The 14,913-nt window shown below is 65.0% G+C and carries 15 protein-coding genes; 9 read left to right on the top strand and 6 right to left on the bottom strand.

Features of this window, described 5'->3' with window-relative positions:
• Positions 1-74 precede the first annotated feature (74 nt).
• Positions 75-1,997 carry a DUF2339 domain-containing protein gene (locus tag ACAG24_RS26700; RefSeq protein WP_370475414.1) on the top strand — a complete coding sequence of 641 codons (1,923 nt, stop codon included), beginning with the start codon at positions 75-77 and terminating at the stop codon, positions 1,995-1,997.
• A gap of 356 nt (positions 1,998-2,353) precedes the next feature.
• On the top strand, positions 2,354-2,896 hold the full coding sequence (locus ACAG24_RS26695; protein ID WP_370475413.1) for a hypothetical protein: 543 nt from the start codon (positions 2,354-2,356) through the stop codon (positions 2,894-2,896).
• Positions 2,897-2,982: 86 nt separating this feature from the next.
• Here ACAG24_RS26695 and ACAG24_RS26690 read toward each other — a convergent pair whose 3' ends face one another.
• Positions 2,983-4,083, bottom strand: coding sequence for a GGDEF domain-containing protein (locus tag ACAG24_RS26690; RefSeq protein WP_370475412.1), 1,101 nt, complete (start codon positions 4,081-4,083; stop codon positions 2,983-2,985).
• Positions 4,084-4,339: 256 nt separating this feature from the next.
• Between ACAG24_RS26690 and ACAG24_RS26685 the strand changes: the two genes are divergently transcribed.
• From ACAG24_RS26685 to ACAG24_RS26670, 4 genes are all read left to right on the top strand, one after another.
• Positions 4,340-5,047 carry a hypothetical protein gene (locus ACAG24_RS26685; RefSeq protein WP_370475411.1) on the top strand — a complete coding sequence of 236 codons (708 nt, stop codon included), beginning with the start codon at positions 4,340-4,342 and terminating at the stop codon, positions 5,045-5,047.
• Between the two features lie 101 nt (positions 5,048-5,148).
• A complete protein-coding gene (locus ACAG24_RS26680) occupies positions 5,149-5,478 on the top strand; it encodes an ArsR/SmtB family transcription factor (RefSeq protein WP_370475410.1) in 330 nt (109 codons plus the stop codon).
• Positions 5,478-6,182 carry a cation efflux transmembrane domain-containing protein gene (locus ACAG24_RS26675; RefSeq protein WP_370475409.1) on the top strand — a complete coding sequence of 235 codons (705 nt, stop codon included), beginning with the start codon at positions 5,478-5,480 and terminating at the stop codon, positions 6,180-6,182. The genes ACAG24_RS26680 and ACAG24_RS26675 overlap by 1 nt, the downstream gene beginning before the upstream one ends.
• Positions 6,182-6,529 carry a DUF3703 domain-containing protein gene (locus ACAG24_RS26670; protein ID WP_370475408.1) on the top strand — a complete coding sequence of 116 codons (348 nt, stop codon included), beginning with the start codon at positions 6,182-6,184 and terminating at the stop codon, positions 6,527-6,529. Before ACAG24_RS26675 ends, ACAG24_RS26670 begins: the two co-directional genes overlap by 1 nt.
• On the opposite strand, the gene ACAG24_RS26665 is transcribed toward ACAG24_RS26670, so the two are convergent.
• The 4 genes from ACAG24_RS26665 to ACAG24_RS26655 all read right to left on the bottom strand — a co-directional run bounded on the left by ACAG24_RS26665 (position 6,526) and on the right by ACAG24_RS26655 (position 9,412).
• Positions 6,526-7,317 carry a bestrophin-like domain gene (locus ACAG24_RS26665; protein ID WP_370475407.1) on the bottom strand — a complete coding sequence of 264 codons (792 nt, stop codon included), beginning with the start codon at positions 7,315-7,317 and terminating at the stop codon, positions 6,526-6,528. The genes ACAG24_RS26670 and ACAG24_RS26665 overlap by 4 nt on opposite strands.
• Positions 7,318-7,442: 125 nt before the next feature.
• Positions 7,443-7,862: an arsenate reductase ArsC gene (locus tag ACAG24_RS29570; RefSeq protein ID WP_445206231.1), complete on the bottom strand. Its 420-nt coding sequence runs from the start codon at positions 7,860-7,862 to the stop codon at positions 7,443-7,445.
• Between the two features lie 3 nt (positions 7,863-7,865).
• Complete coding sequence (gene arsB / locus ACAG24_RS26660; protein ID WP_445206230.1) at positions 7,866-8,954, bottom strand: ACR3 family arsenite efflux transporter; 1,089 nt, start codon at positions 8,952-8,954, stop codon at positions 7,866-7,868.
• Positions 8,951-9,412 (bottom strand): ArsI/CadI family heavy metal resistance metalloenzyme, encoded by a 462-nt coding sequence (locus ACAG24_RS26655; protein WP_370475406.1) that lies wholly within the window; start codon positions 9,410-9,412, stop codon positions 8,951-8,953. The genes arsB and ACAG24_RS26655 overlap by 4 nt, the downstream gene beginning before the upstream one ends.
• A gap of 98 nt (positions 9,413-9,510) precedes the next feature.
• Between ACAG24_RS26655 and ACAG24_RS26650 the strand changes: the two genes are divergently transcribed.
• Both ACAG24_RS26650 and ACAG24_RS26645 read left to right on the top strand, forming a co-directional pair.
• On the top strand, positions 9,511-9,870 hold the full coding sequence (locus ACAG24_RS26650; protein WP_370475405.1) for an Rv2640c family ArsR-like transcriptional regulator: 360 nt from the start codon (positions 9,511-9,513) through the stop codon (positions 9,868-9,870).
• A 61-nt stretch (positions 9,871-9,931) separates the two neighbouring features.
• The gene (locus tag ACAG24_RS26645) at positions 9,932-11,479 is read left to right on the top strand and encodes a fused MFS/spermidine synthase (protein ID WP_370475404.1); all 1,548 of its coding nucleotides are present in this window, start codon (positions 9,932-9,934) and stop codon (positions 11,477-11,479) included.
• Positions 11,480-11,564: 85 nt separating this feature from the next.
• Here ACAG24_RS26645 and ACAG24_RS26640 read toward each other — a convergent pair whose 3' ends face one another.
• A complete protein-coding gene (locus ACAG24_RS26640; RefSeq protein ID WP_370475403.1) occupies positions 11,565-12,218 on the bottom strand; it encodes a DsbA family protein in 654 nt (217 codons plus the stop codon).
• Between the two features lie 1,096 nt (positions 12,219-13,314).
• On the opposite strand from ACAG24_RS26640, the gene ACAG24_RS26635 reads away from it, so the two are divergent.
• Positions 13,315-14,778: a diguanylate cyclase domain-containing protein gene (locus tag ACAG24_RS26635; protein ID WP_370475402.1), complete on the top strand. Its 1,464-nt coding sequence runs from the start codon at positions 13,315-13,317 to the stop codon at positions 14,776-14,778.
• Positions 14,779-14,913: the final 135 nt, after the last annotated feature.

Below are 14,913 nucleotides of genomic sequence, written 5' to 3'. Positions count from 1 at the left end.
GATGGCACTGATGAGCGCTTGCGCGAAGAAGCGATGGCACTGATGAGCGCTTGCGCGAAGAAGCGATGGCACTGATGAGTAGCCCTGGTGCCACGATGGAATGTCCGGTCTGCGAGACCGACGTTCCCGCAGGCGAATTCTGCGGGCTGTGCGGCGTGCCCTTGGCAGAACACCGCAGCGGAGACGGACCACACTGGTTGCGCGCCCGCGCGTTCAGTGCGGCATCAGGCCAGCGGCTGATCACACCGGCGCTGACCAGTTCGTTGTTCCCGCACCTGACGCCGCGAGCACGCAGGGTGTTCCTGATGGGCCTCGGCCTGCTGGTGGCCTGCTTGACGATCGCCACCCTGTGCCGTATGCCGGCTGCGCTGATCGCCGTCGCCTCGCTGGGCCTCCCCCTGATTTTCGCCCTCTACTTGCGTGAATCCGGTGTTTCCCATGACATTCCGTGGCGCACTCTGCTGCTGACGGTCTCCCTTGGGGTGATACTGGGAGTGGGCTGGGTGCTGCTCACCGGGGCCGCGGTTGCCCGCGCGTACGGCGTCCCCCTCGGTGCCGGTATCGCCGGGGGACGCATTCTGCGCGACGGCATCGGGGTGCCGTTGGGAAGCATGCTGCTGATGCTCGTTCCGGCTCTGGCGGCCCGCTTCACTTGGCGGGGTCGGCGAGAAGCGTTGGACGGCTATGCCATCGGCGCGCTGGGTGCCCTGACGTTCACCGCGGCGGCAACGCTCACTCGCCTGGCACCCCAGTTCACCACCGGGATGATCAACCGGGTCCGGCCCCTGGAGGGGTTACTTGTCGAGGCCGGCATCCGGGGTATCGCGATGCCGCTGACCGCCGCGGCTGTGGGCGGCCTGATCGGAACGGCGTTGTGGTTCACCCGCCCGGCCAACAAGGTCGACCAGGGTCGCGGATTCGTTCGCGCGACTCTTGTGCTGATCGCGGTCGTGGTGGTTGCCGTCTACGCGGGTCTGGGCTTGATCGACGTCGTCCGTTTACCGCAGTGGTTCCAGTTGGCGTTGCATCTGACACTCACCGGCCTCGCCCTCTTCGCGCTCCGGGTGGGTCTGCACCTTGCCCTGTTGCACGAGGCGCACGACGAGGTGCGTACCGGCGAACCCATCCTGTGTGTCGAGTGCAATCACGTCGTGCCCGATGCACCGTTCTGCGCCAGATGCGGAGCTGCCATGGGGGCATGCTCGCGGCGGTCACGGCAGACGCGCAGAGATAATCGCCCCGTCCGGATTTCCGAGGAGCCGGCGACGGGTCAGATCGTCGTCGGACTGTTGCCGGGGTATTCGACACAGACCGGCACGTTCGAGGCGACCCAGCCACCGAAGACGTCGTTCCGCACGGTGGCGCTGGCTCTGGGTGTCACCATCGTCGTGGTGGCGGTCGGTCTCATCGGCCTCTCCGGGCTCATCTCCACGCCTGCGGCCAAGTACGTCTGCCCGCCCGAGTGCGGCAGCCCGCCGATGAATCGTGCCGTCGAGATCAACCCTCGCTTCACGTCGGCCGACGGGGCGTTCTCGGTGTCCTATCCCGTCGAGGGGGCCGCCTACAAGGTTTCGAGGCGGGCAGACGGTGTCACCGCGGTGCTCGAGGCGGGCGACGGCGGCACGATGCAGTTGTTCAGCCGCCCGGCCGAAGGCCGGAGTGCTGAGGAGATCGCCTACGCGCTGCTGAACCAGACCTACCCCGACACCAAGACGGCCTATGAGATACCGAACACCATGGTCGGCTATCAGCCCGGCTACGGTTTGGCGGCCGACGTCTGGCCGCAGGGTGCGATGAGCAGTTCAACGCGAATGCGCATCATCGTGATGGTGGCCGTCAAGAACGACCTCGCGCTGATCGCGGGGGCTGTCGGCCCATACCGCGCCTTCGGACCGGATTTCGGGTCCGGCAAGCCCTCCGCCGCCAATCTTCAGCTGGCGCTGGACATGGGCAAATACGTCAACAGCTTCAGTTGGCGCGGCGATCCACCCCGCTAGACGGTCCAGCCGTCCGAGATCGTTGCACAAGCAATTTGCCTGTTTGGAGGACTTCGATTTCAGCAACCGCGCATATTCCCCCGGGAGAAGCACATAGCCCAAGAGTGAGTGCGATCTCCCACACTTGGGAACCTCTCAACGGCTAATTAGCTCGTCTGCGCAGGCCTGTCGCCGCTGAGGCCTTTTCGGAAGTTACTGTGCGCCTTTGGTTTTCACCGCCAACCGCCAGGGAAGACGTGGCTCGGGAAGCAGTGGCGTACGTCACGTCAGGCAGGCCGATCCTGCCGCCGGGTAGGCGTTTCAGTCCATGTCGGGGGCCGGAACGCTGCGTCCTGAACCGGATAAGGAGAAACCCCATGACGTCACGCTTATCGAGGCTGCTTGCCCTCACGGTCAGCGTCACGCTGATCGCCTTGATCGGCAGCCTCACCGCCGGCACCGCCTCGGCGCAACCGCGCCCGGGAGTCGGGAAACAGAACACAGTTCAGGTACAGGGCACGGGGCCGAACGGAGCGAAGTTCAACGGCCAGTTCACCGCCCAGAGCGCCAAAGAAGGAGAGTCCGCGACAGGCGCCGTCGTGTCCGGCCAGCTCACAGGAAAGCTGATCAATCCCGGGCAGGGACCGACGACAGCCCAGGACGTCGCGCAGACCGTTGACATGCCGGTGCAGAGCCTGCAGGCGACGTGCCAGGTTCTGAATCTGGTTCTCGGGCCGCTCGACCTCAACCTGCTCGGCCTCAACATTCACCTCGACCAGGTGGTCTTGGATATCACCGCTGATCCCGCAGGTGGCCTGCTCGGCCAGCTGCTGTGCAGCCTCGCTGGTGGCATCGGTGGTCCGCTGGCGCCGATCATCAGTCTGCTCAACCAGATCCTCGCCGCACTCGGCGGGCTCTGACCGCTCTGACGCCACCGTCTGTACCCCTCGGGGTGCAGACGGTGGCTCAGAGCTCCACCTGCGGTGCCGCCGATCGGCGGCGACGGTCACTGTCTCGCATCGGCGACTTCGATCCGGTCTCCACCCGCGCGTTTCGCAAGGTACATCGCGTGGTCGGCAACATCGAGCAGGCGTTCGGTGAGTCGAATGGAGTCAACCGCAGCCTGCGGCGGCAGGGTGATGGTCGCGACGCCGAAACTGGCTGTGAAACCGGCGGGTTCGGCGCGAAGTGCCTCCCGCAGGTCTTGGGCAACCCGCACCGCGCCGCCGGCGTCGCAGAAAGCGACGATCGCGAACTCCTCACCCCCGATCCGCGCGATGACCGAATCATCGGGGCTGACTGCGCGCAGGGTGTCGGCGAGATCCACCAGGACACGATCACCGGCCGCATGCCCCCGCGTGTCGTTGATGGATTTGAAGTCGTCGATGTCGATCATCGTCGCGCAGACCTGGCTGGGACCGTCGGCCGGCACGGTGCCCGCCAGTTGCCGGACCGCCCGTGTCAACCCACGCCGGTTGGCCAACCCCGTGAGCGGGTCGATGTCGGAGACGACCGCGGCTTCACCGAGCAGGTCCACCAAGGTCCGTATGGTCATCGGCACGACTGTGACCGATGCGAGCCGAAGTAAACCGTCTGCCAAGCCGCTTGCCGGGTCGCCCGCCATCCCGACCGTCACGATTCCGACGATGTTGATCGCGGACGCCAGGGTCAACAGGGCCACCAACTGGGGCAGGGTGTGGACACATGCGACATAGCTCGCCGTGACGGCGAAGGCCAGCGTGCCGGTGACGGGTCGGCCAGCGAGCGTGTACGCGATGCAGCAGATGGCGATGCCGGTGTTCAGTACGACGACAATGAACGTCGACTGCCTGCGGGTGGGCCACCCGACAAGCCAGCAACACCCGAACAGCAGCGCGAGAACGCCGCAGATGACGGTGACGATGCGCGTGGCGGTGTCAGGCACTCTCTCAGGGCTCACCGCCAGCAGGATCGGCCACGCGCCGATTGCCACGCATGCCATCGCGACGCCATACCGGGTCAGCCGCCCGTACCCGTTGGCCTCGACGAGCTGTATCAGCCAGTCATAGCGACCAGGTTCGCGCCAGGACCGCGCCAGGGCGGCGAACAAAGAAACACGGCCCCCCACCCGGTCCCCCCATCCCGACTCGACTGCCCATTCCCCGCGGAGTCATTGGAGCACGCGTCACCGGTCACGTTCCGCAGAAATCTGTATCCCAGTACCCGATATGCCGGAGGTTGCGCTATCGGAATCCGATCCGCGCTGAGGCGGACCATGTGCAGGTGGCGACAAGAACGGCACAGGTGACGGAGCCGTCTCGGTCGGGTGGCGATGTGGTGTCGCAGAGTTTCTGGCCGGCCCGCCTGCTGCCATCATCGGACGAGTGGCGCAGCAGACGGTGGAGAAGACCGACAGCAGACTGGCGGCCCGCCTCGCATCGCTGGCTTCGCTGGGCGCGTCGGTCATTCATTTTGCGGTGGTTCCGGCCCACTGGCAGGAGTGGGCCCCCGCGGGCGTGTTCTTTCTGTCGGTCGCGATGTTCCAGTTGGCGTGGTCCTGGATTGTGCTCGTCCGGACGACCACTGCGGTACTCGCCGCAGGAATTCTGCTCAACGTCGGCGCCATTGCGCTTTGGGCACTGTCGCGCACCGCGGGTGCGCCCGTCGGCCCGCACGCCGGACAGGTCGAACTCGTCGCAGGCGCCGACCTGTGCACCCTGATGCTTCAGATCTACGTCGTGATGGGCGCCGGCTGGGTGTGGTATCGCGGACTGCGCGGAGGATCGGTACCGGCAGTAGCCAGTGCGGCGATCCTCCTGGTCGCGGTGGGCGTTGTCACGTTGGCTTCGACGGTCGGCGCTGCATCAGGACTCCGCCACGGCGAGAACGGGCACGGCGAGCACGGGCCGGGGGGCAACCACGCCGACGATCATCACGGTCACGACGCCGAACCCGCCGCTCCCCCGGCCACCATTCGCCGCGTGGAAGTGGCGGTGCCCGCGCCTGCCGGGGCCTCGCCGACGCCTGTCGGCGAGCCGATTCCGGCGGCGGATCCCTTGACCGGTCACGAGGACCACGACCACGCGCACTGACGGCCCTGTCGTCCCGGAGAACTCGGTGGCGGTTCGACGTCGGTGCGAACTCCCGTTGATACACCGTTCTCTTAATTCAGATATTGCTGTACTTTGAGTCCATGGAAACGCTGGTTCAGCGGGATGCGCTCGCCCGGTTCGGTTACGCGCTGTCGGACGCAACGCGGGCGTCGATTCTGCTCAGCCTCCGCCGCGGCGGCCGCTACCCGTCCGACCTCGCCGACGAAATGCAGGTGTCGCGCCAGATCGTGTCCAATCATCTGGCCTGCCTCCGCGGCTGCGGTCTCGTGGTCGCGGTGCCCGAGGGCAGGCGCAGCCGCTATGAACTGGCAGACGCACGGATAGGACACGCGCTGGGCGATCTGCTCGGTCTGGTACTTGCCGTCGACCCGAACTGCTGCCCGGCCAGCGGTGCGCAAGGTTGCTGCTGATGACCTCCCACCAAGGCCTGCCTTCGGGGACAGCCGTCTCAGTCGAGCGGCGCCGCCTTCTGGCGAGACGAATCCGCCTTTTCGTGGCGCTCACCATCAGCTACAACATCGTCGAAGCGGTCATCGCGCTGACCGAAGGCGCCCGCGTCTCCTCCACGGCGCTGGTCGGCTTCGGACTGGACTCGGTCATCGAAGTGTCCTCGGCCGCGGCTGTGGCGTGGCAGTTCGCCGGGCGCGATCCCCAGGCACGCGAGAAGGTCGCGCTGAAGATCATTGCCGCCTCGTTCTTCGGGCTGGCCACGTTCGTCACGGTCGACTCGGTGCGATCACTGCTCGGTTACGGGGTCGCCGAGTCCTCGACGATCGGGATTGCCCTGGCGGCAGTGAGTCTCGCGGTGATGCCGGTGCTGTCGTGGGCACAACGCCGCGCCGGAACGGAGCTCGGTTCGTCGTCGGCGGTCGCCGATTCGAAACAGACACTGCTGTGCACGTACCTGTCCGCCGTTCTGTTGGTCGGACTTCTGTTGAATGCGACGTTGGGATGGTCGTGGGCCGATCCCATCGCTGCGTTGGTCATCGCCGTGATCGCGGTACGGGAGGGCATCAACGCGTGGCGGGGCGATCTGTGTTGCGCTCCCCCGTCAGCCGTCGCATCCGCCGGCGATGCCTGCGATTGCTGCCGGGAGCGAACGGAGCTCATGTGATGCGACTCAACACAGAGGCCAAGCGCCTCTACCAATCCGAGATGACCGCGGCACGCGTGGCGCCGTCGGCTGACCTGCGATGGCACCACCTCGAGCGGGCACACATCGTGTCTCAACCTGACCCCTGGCTGCATACGTGCAACCACGCGGCGATGCTCAAACTCGCACTGGCGCAACGTGACCGCCGCGAATCGGTCGGCCAGGTCCTTCGTTTGATCCTGGCTGCGCCCGGCTCATTCACGGGGCGCTATCCGGAAGGCAACAGCGGCCGGGTAGCCGCCGGACTCCTGACGCCGATGCCGGTTCCGGCCGATCTTGCCGCAGGACTGCGGGACGCCCAGCGCTAGGGACCGGCCTGCAGCGTCCGAATGACTTGCTGCAGTGGCTCTGGAACTGTGGAGACCGCGCCGACGTACGGGTGGGACAGTTCGACGACGAGAAACAGTTGTGCCCCGACGAGCGTGCCGATGATGGCCACCATGGCGTAGTGGTTGGCGGCCTTTTCGACGCCGTAGATGATGGCGCAGCCGAGCAGGAGTCCGCTGGTGACGAAGATGACCGCCCACAGCGACCACGGCGGTCCCGTGTCGGTGCGGGCTTGGAGGATGCGTTCAGCGCGGTTCTTGCTGACATCGTTCAAATTGCTGAATGACGTTGACAACAAGGTCTTCTGCGTCTCTGTGCGCGGCTCTATCGCTTCGTAGAAGGCATACAGTCGGTTCAGCGCGTCGTCGGCCGCCGGATAGGACCGGCCTTCGTTGACTTCGTCCCACTCGGCGATCGCCGCCTGCTCGTACTCGAGCAGGCTCTGGCGAATTCGGTCCCTGTCGGACGGGTCGAAAATGTGGGAGTCCCTGGCCAGTTGGGCGCCGGCGGTCCCCTCGGTGCGCACCAGGTCGTCTGCGTGGCTGATCTGGCCCCACATGGCCGAAACGACGAAACCGATGAAGAAGGCGAAGACGAAGCCCACGACGCCGAAGGCGAACTTGGTGACGTCGTTGTGTTCCTCACCGCGTAGACCGGGAAATCGACGGCGCACCACGATCTGGATGAGGATGGCTACACCGGCGGTGAAGGTGACGATCAGTATCAGCAGCAGCCAGGACGGGACGTGCGAAACCAACCACTGACTCACATGCCCCCCTGGTTTCCTGCGCAGTCGTCCGCTCGATCGACGTGCGGCGTTCCGACTCTAGACGCGAGGCGTCCGTAATCAGAGGCAATCCCGTCTTCTCGGGCGGCAGTCCTGGCGCGGCACGGTCATCGAGGCGGCGCCGTGACCCCGAGTTCGGACAGCAGTCTGCGCACTCGTTCTTCGATGTCGTCGCGAATGGGCCTGACATCGTCGATGCCTCGCCCGGCCGGATCGCTGAGTTCCCAGTCTTCGTAGCGCCTGCCGGGGATGTAGGGGCATTGATCCCCGCATCCCATGGTGACCACCACGTCGACCGCTTCGACGACCTCGGCGGACCAGCGCTGTGGTTGTGCCTCGGAGATGTCGATGCCTCGCTCCGCCATGACGGCGACGGCGGCGGGATTGACGCAGCAAGCGGGCTCTGAGCCTGCCGAGTAGACGATCGCCCGATCACCGGCGAGGTGGCGGAAAAAGCCCATCGCCATCTGGGAGCGCCCCGCGTTGTGCGTGCACAGGAACAACACCGCGGGCAGAGGGTCAGTCACGGGTCAGCGTCCATCCGCGGTCGCGTTGACATCGAATCGTGTTCGTAGACGAAGTGATACGTACACCAGCGCGACCAGGACAGGAACCTCGATGAGCGGCCCGACGACCCCGGCCAGCGCCTGGCCGGAGGTGGCGCCGTAGGTTGCGATGGCCACCGCGATAGCGAGCTCGAAGTTGTTGCCGGCCGCGGTGAAGGCCAGCGTGGTCGTGCGCCGGTAGCCCAGGCCGAGGGCGGCACCCAGGAGGTATCCCCCGCCCCACATGACGGCGAAATAGAGGAGCAGCGGCACGGCGATACGCACCACATCGATTGGGCGGTCGGTGATCTGCTGCCCCTGCAGGGCGAACAGGATGACGATCGTGAAGAGCAGGCCGTACAAAGCCCACGGTCCGATCGCGGGGAGGAACCGCGTCTCGTACCACGAACGCCCCCTGGTCTTTTCGCCTATGCGCCGCGACAGATACCCGGCCAGCAGCGGGAACCCGAGGAAAATGAGCACCGATTGTGCGATCTCCCAGGGGGAAGCGCTGATCGAGGCGGTCTCGAGCCCCAGCCATCGCGGCAGGACCGCGAGGTAGAACCAGCCGAGCACGGCGAACATGACGACCTGGAACAAAGAGTTGAGTGCGACGAGGACGGCGGCGGCCTCGCGATCACCGCAGGCGAGGTCGTTCCAGATGACCACCATCGCGATGCAGCGGGCCAGGCCGACGATGATGAGGCCGGTTCGGTACTCCGGAAGGTCGGGGATCAGCAGCCAAGCCAGGGCGAACATCAGCGCGGGGCCGACCACCCAGTTCAGAACCAGCGAGCTGACGAGGAGCTTACGGTCGCTGGTGACAGTGTGGAGACGGTCGTAGCGCACCTTGGCCAGCACCGGATACATCATCACGAGCAGGCCGAGCGCTATCGGGATCGAAATACCCTGCAGCTGAGCGCTGTTGAGCGCCTCATCGAAGCCGGGGACGAGCCGACCGAGCAGCAGACCGGCGACCATCGCGAGGCCTATCCACACCGGCAGGAACCGGTCGAGCGTCGAGAGCTTTCCGACGACAGCGGTGTCGGTGCCCAGACCTGCCGACCGGCTCATCGCGTGGCGCTGGGCGGGGCGTCGACCGCCGACGTACAGCAGGGTCCGTCGGAGGCGTCGTCCTGCAGGGCGGTCGGCCCGCCTCCGAACGTGTCCGAGTCACCCAGGACGGTGTAGACCTCCCACTTCTCCCCCGCGGGGCCGGTGACCCACACCTTGTCCTGGGTGGCAAAGCAGCATGTAGTCCCGATCTCCTCTTCGGTGAACATGCCTTCGGAGGTCAGGCGGGCGATCTCGGCATGGACTGCATCGCTGGACTCGACCTCGATGCCGAGATGATTGAGAGTGCCGCCGTGACCGGGGTTTTCGATGAGAACCAGCTTCAACGGCGGCTCGGCCACCGCGAAGTTCGCGTAGCCCGGCTTGATCTTCGCAGGGACGACGTCGAACAGTTTCGAATAGAACGCGATGGCCTCATCGAGGTTGTCGACGTTGAGGGCGAGTTGTGCGCGGGACATGGCAACCTCCGTGAACCTATGCGACGTATATCGAATTGGCACGACCCACAATGGCAACCTCTTCGATATATGTCAACAATGTGTGGCAGACTGAGGCAATGCCGAAGGCACTGCCGGTCATGGACATCTCCGAACCTGTCTGTTGCTCGCCGGTGGCTGCCGGCCCCGTCGCCGACGACGCCGCCCTGGAGATCGCGCTGCGATTGAAGGCGCTCGCCGATCCCGTCCGGGTGAAACTGGTGTCGCTGTTGTTCAGTTCACAGGAGGGCGAAGTCTGCAATTGCGACCTCGCCATTGCCGTTGGCCTGAGTGAATCGACTGTCAGCCACCATGTTTCGCAGCTGCGCCGCGCCGGGCTCGTCGAATCGGAACGTCGCGGGATGAATGTCTATCATCGCCCGCGCAGAGAATCCCTGATCGCGCTCTGCACTGTGCTCGACCCGAACTGCTGCCGCTGACGCCCGCTGCGTCGCAGCATGGGCGTTACGGCTCTATCGGTGATCATCGGCGGTTGGGAGGATGGCGACCGTGACCGCAGATCTCCCCGACGACGACGCGCCGTGCCCGACTTCCGCCCCAGCGGGCTTCGGCGCGGCGGCGGCGGCAGTTCTGGTGTTCACCTCGTCGGCCGCCGTCCTGGTTGTCGAGATCACCGCTTTGAGACTTCTGGCGCCGTATCTCGGCTTGACGTTGGAAACCAGCACGCTGGTGATCGGGATCGCCCTGTCGGCGATCGCGCTCGGCTCGTGGGCGGGAGGACGCATCTCCGACCGGGTCGATCCGCGACGGCTCATCGGCCAGACTCTCGGAGCCTCCGGGGTGGTCGTCGCCTTCACTCCGGCCGCGGTGCGGGCTGCCGCGGAGTGGGCGCCGCCGACCTTGTTGCTGGTAGCGACGCTCACGATATTGTTGCCTGGCGCCCTGCTGTCAGCGGTGACGCCGATGGTGACCAAGCTGCGCCTGACCGACCTGACCGAGACGGGCACCATCGTGGGTTCGCTGTCCGGGGTGGGCACCGTCGGAGCCATCATCGGCACCGTCATGACCGGCTTCGTCCTGATTGCACGGGTGCCCGTCAGCGCGATCCTCGTCGGACTCGGACTGGCACTTGTGTTGAGCGGCATCGTCTTCGAATGGCGGCTGCGGGCGTGGAATCGTCTCAACGCGGTCGGGCTCACGGCGGCCGTGGCACTGGCGGGACTCGCGGCCTACAGCGCACCGGGCGGATGTGATGCCGAAACTCAGTATCACTGTGTGCGGGTCGTTGCGGATGCCGACCACGAGGGCGGACGCACCCTCGTCCTCGACGGCATTCGCCATTCGTATGTGAACATCGAAGACCCGGAAGTACTGCAGTTCGCCTACGTGCGCGCGATCGCCTCAGCCGTCGAGACTGCATTCCCCGGCGCCGACCCGCTGCAGGCCTATCACCTCGGCGGCGGCGGGATGACGTTTCCCCGGTATCTGTCCGCGACGCGCCCGGGCACCCAGAGTCTCGTGTCGGAAATCGATGCCGGTGTGGTGAGCATCGACCGGGAGGCATTCGGGGTGGAACCAGACAGCGGGATCGCCGTCCGGGTCGAGGACGGCAGGATTGCCCTTCGCCGGCTCCCTTCGGAGAGTCGCGATGTGGTCGTCGGCGACGCGTTCGGTGGAGTGAGCGTGCCGTGGCATCTGACGACGCGGGAAGCCTTGGAAGACGTCCGCCGAGTGTTGACGGATGACGGCGTGTACGTGGCGAACCTCATCGACCACGCGGATCTGGAGTTTGTGCGCGCCGAAACAGCAACCTTGGCAACAGTTTTCGCGAACATCCTCGTCATGGGCGAGCGCAGGAACCTCGGCATCCCCTCGCAGACCGGAGTCGACGGCGGCAATTTCGTGATCCTGGCATCCGATCGTCCCGTGGATCCGGTGGCCGTCCAGTCATCGCTCGATGCGCGATCGACGGCATGGGGCGTCCTTTCCGGCGACGAGCTCACCGCGTGGATCGACGATGCGGCGATCTTGACAGACGATTTCGCCCCGGTCGATCAGCTCCTCACGCCCAACCGGCCACAAACGTAAGGCGTCGATCGCGCCCAGTTCACGATGTCGCGGCCGGCCCGTGAGAGTGCGTCACCGGGCAGGCTGCCGGCAGCGGGCCCCGTCGTCAGCCCGACAACGCCTTTTCGATCGCGGAACCGAGGTCGGAGTACGACCGCAGCTGTAGCTGTTCGCCGTTGACGAAGAAAGTAGGTGTGCCCTGCACCCCGAGCGCGGTGCCGTCGGCTATGTCCTCACGAATTCGGTCGAGCGTGGCCGGGGAGTTGTACGCCTCTTCCCATGCCGCCATATCAAGGCCGAGCTCGGCAGCGAATCCGCGGAAGACATCATCGGCAGGTATCTGCTTTTCACCCCACTCGGCCTGGGTTTCGAACATCTTCTCGTACATCGCTTCGAACTGACCTTGCTGGGCTGCTGCTTCGACGGCGCGTGCAGCGCGCTCACCGTTGAAGTGGCCTGGCATCGGAAAATACCGAGCGACGAAATTGACTCGTTGGCCGTACTCGGCCCGCAGCTTCTCTACCTCCGGGAAAGCCGCCCTGCAACCTTCGCACTCGAAGTCCAGGAACTCGACGAACGTCACTGCGCTTCCGGGCGCCGAATTGAGCCGGTGGCTGTTGTCACGGACTACCTGCGGCTCGCCCCCGGCCTGAGAGCTCGCGGCCCCCTGCCCGTCCCGCGCGGAAAAGTACACCCCGGCTCCGATGGCCACCGTGGCGGCAATGAAAACAGTGAGCAAGATGCGTGTCATCGGATTCATGCGCGCAATTCCTTTCCGGTCCGCGGACGTTCGCACCCTGGCAGCGATCTACGGAGTTGCTACGTAGTTACAGCCACCATCATGCCCGAAAGTCATGGCCGGGCGATTTTCGGTTCCTCACCTTCGTGGCCGTCGTCGCGCCGAATACCGCGTCGGGCGTGATCTGCAGGCCTCGATCACGGGGGCCGCCACCGGTGCCCATCCCGGGGCTGCGAAGCCGGCGCCCGTCTCGAAGGCGTGGTCCGTGCTTCGATGGCCTGGCGCGAATGACAACGACCCAGCCTCCGCGGGAAGATGGCGCACTAAACAAGTCTGGATCGGTGGCGGAAACTTCGGGCCCCGTGGCGCGGACTATATCCCTCCGCACCACTCGCGTATCCCCGACACAATCTAGCCGTCGCCAACGGCCGTCAGCTCGCCGCGGAACTCAGATCCGTTCGCGACGAGCGGAACTCAAGAATCGCCGCCCGCCGCGACTCAGCGGTGCATCGCGTCGCAGACTTGCTCATCAAGTACCCGGTCTTGAACGCGCTTCCTCCAACGCGAGCTGGACATCAGAACTGGCCACGCGCGCCGATACATCGACCCATTAGCAGAGGCAGGGATAATCGTCGAGTTCATCGACCACGCACGCAATAGAGCTTGGCGTGCGCCCGAAGTGCTCAGTGCGCTCGACTCATTCGCGGCGAGGGCTGGGAGTCGGAATCTCCCCCAATAGGCATGGGTTCGTCTTGCGTTGCTCACTTCCGCCCGGCTCTCAGCGATACCTTCACCAATACCTAGTCACTGTCGCCCGCGTCAGGTCGCGACGGAGCGACCAGCCCAAGCGCGACTCCGAGGGGCCCTAGCAGCAAGAACGTGCACCAGAAGAAGTGCCAGGGGCGATAGTCAGGCGCCACTATGAGCGCAATCGTTTCAGCTATGCGAAGGCTGCACTCTTGACGCAACGCGGATGCCAAAGATTACGGGGTGGCGGCCGGCGAAGGCGCTGCATAAGCACTTCTATATAACGGGAGGGTCATTTTTCCTTCGCGAGCTCGACAGGGGCTGCATCCTGATGCTGCCGCTTGAGTCTGGGGTGGGGGTGAGCCACTGAATGCGCTCTGCAACCCTTTTCGTCGTATTTCCGCTCGTCTATGCCCTGTCTGTAGTAGCTGGGCGGGCGACGCGGCTGGGTGGCGGCGAGGTCGCGCTGTTGTGGCCGGCGGCGGCGGTCGGGGTCATCTGGTTGCTATCGGCGAGGCAATGCGGCAGGTGGGAACGGGTAATGAATATCGCCCTTCTGGCTGGCGTTGCGTTCGCGACCAATTTGGCAACCGGCGCGTCAACACCTCTGAGCTTGTGGTTCGTCCTTGTCAACGTTGTCTTGTCGGTTGTCACCGTCGAGATATTGGCTCTTGGCCGGGGCAAGGTCGCGCTTCGCGACCCCGCCGACTTCGCCCGTCTCGTCGTTGCCGTAGCAGCTGGCACCTGTTCGGCCGCGGTGCTGGCGACGGGGTACTTCACACTCGTTCTCGATGCGCCGGTGTGGGAGACGTTCGGTCTCTTCGCGGTACGCAATGGGGCGACAGCGCTTCTCGGACTGTCCATTTGGTTGAGTTTGCGCAACGAGCCCACCCGCCCGAGACGCTACAACCTGGCATCGGCCGGCGAGGCACTACTTGTGGGCAGTGGGCTGGCGGCTGTGTTCTTCTGGACGTTCTGGTTGAATGCCGGACTTCCGATAGCTTTCATATCGTTGGTGCCTGCCATGTGGGTAGCGCTGCGGTACACCACGACGGTAAGCACCGTGTTCCTCCTGATTGCAGGCGCGTGGATCGTATACGCGACGCTGTCAAATAGGGGGTTCGTCGCCGATGATGTTCAAACGCGGGCGCTGCTGGCACAAGGGATGGTCTGCAGCCTGACTCTTGTTGTGCTGACGCTGTCGCTCTACCGCGACTCGCGTGCACGACTGATCGCGCAACTCGAACAAGCACGCGATCGGGCAGATCATCTCGCCACCCATGACTCTCTGACCGGACTGGCCAATCGCGCACTATTCACCGAACGGGTAGAGCACGCCCTGGCGCAAGTACGCGAAGGAGTTTCGGGTGGCGTGGGCTTGATCTTCCTCGACCTCGATGGCTTCAAAGCAGTCAATGACACCTGGGGACATGCCGAAGGCGACGAAGTGCTCTTAGAAGTGTCAGCTCGGGTGGAGGCGGCAATCGAACCGACTGACACCGCGGCCAGGCTGGGCGGCGACGAGTTTGCGGTGCTGTGTCCTGCGACATTCGATATTGAGCGGTTAGAAGTTATCGCACAACAGCTTCGAGTCGATCTACGCCGACCTATCACGCTCAGCACTGGAGACACCTATGACCGACTTTCGGTCAGCGTGGGCGTCGTGACGGAACACGCGTGGTGTGACGCGGAGACCCTCCTGCGTCGGGCAGATACGTTGATGTATCACGCGAAACGAAGCGGCAAGGATTGCGTAAGTATTGACCCTTCATCGGGCAGGGGTTTCCAGCCACGAACAATGGCGCCGAGTCGGCCCGACGTGCCGAGGTCATGAAACCGGCTCTGTCGCCTACTATTTGCCGCCCGCGCAACCGGCACGTTTGCGCGAACCGCGATCGGCAATGACCGTGGCCGACGGCTTGGTCCCACACGTTTAGCCCCATCATGAGGCGACAGCGGCTTCTGCCAT

Source organism: Mycobacterium bulgaricum (assembly GCF_041287165.2).
GTDB classification, from domain to species: domain Bacteria; phylum Actinomycetota; class Actinomycetes; order Mycobacteriales; family Mycobacteriaceae; genus Mycobacterium; species Mycobacterium bulgaricum.
Note: the sequence above shows the minus strand (reverse complement) of the source record. Positions and strands in the feature narration are given on the sequence as shown.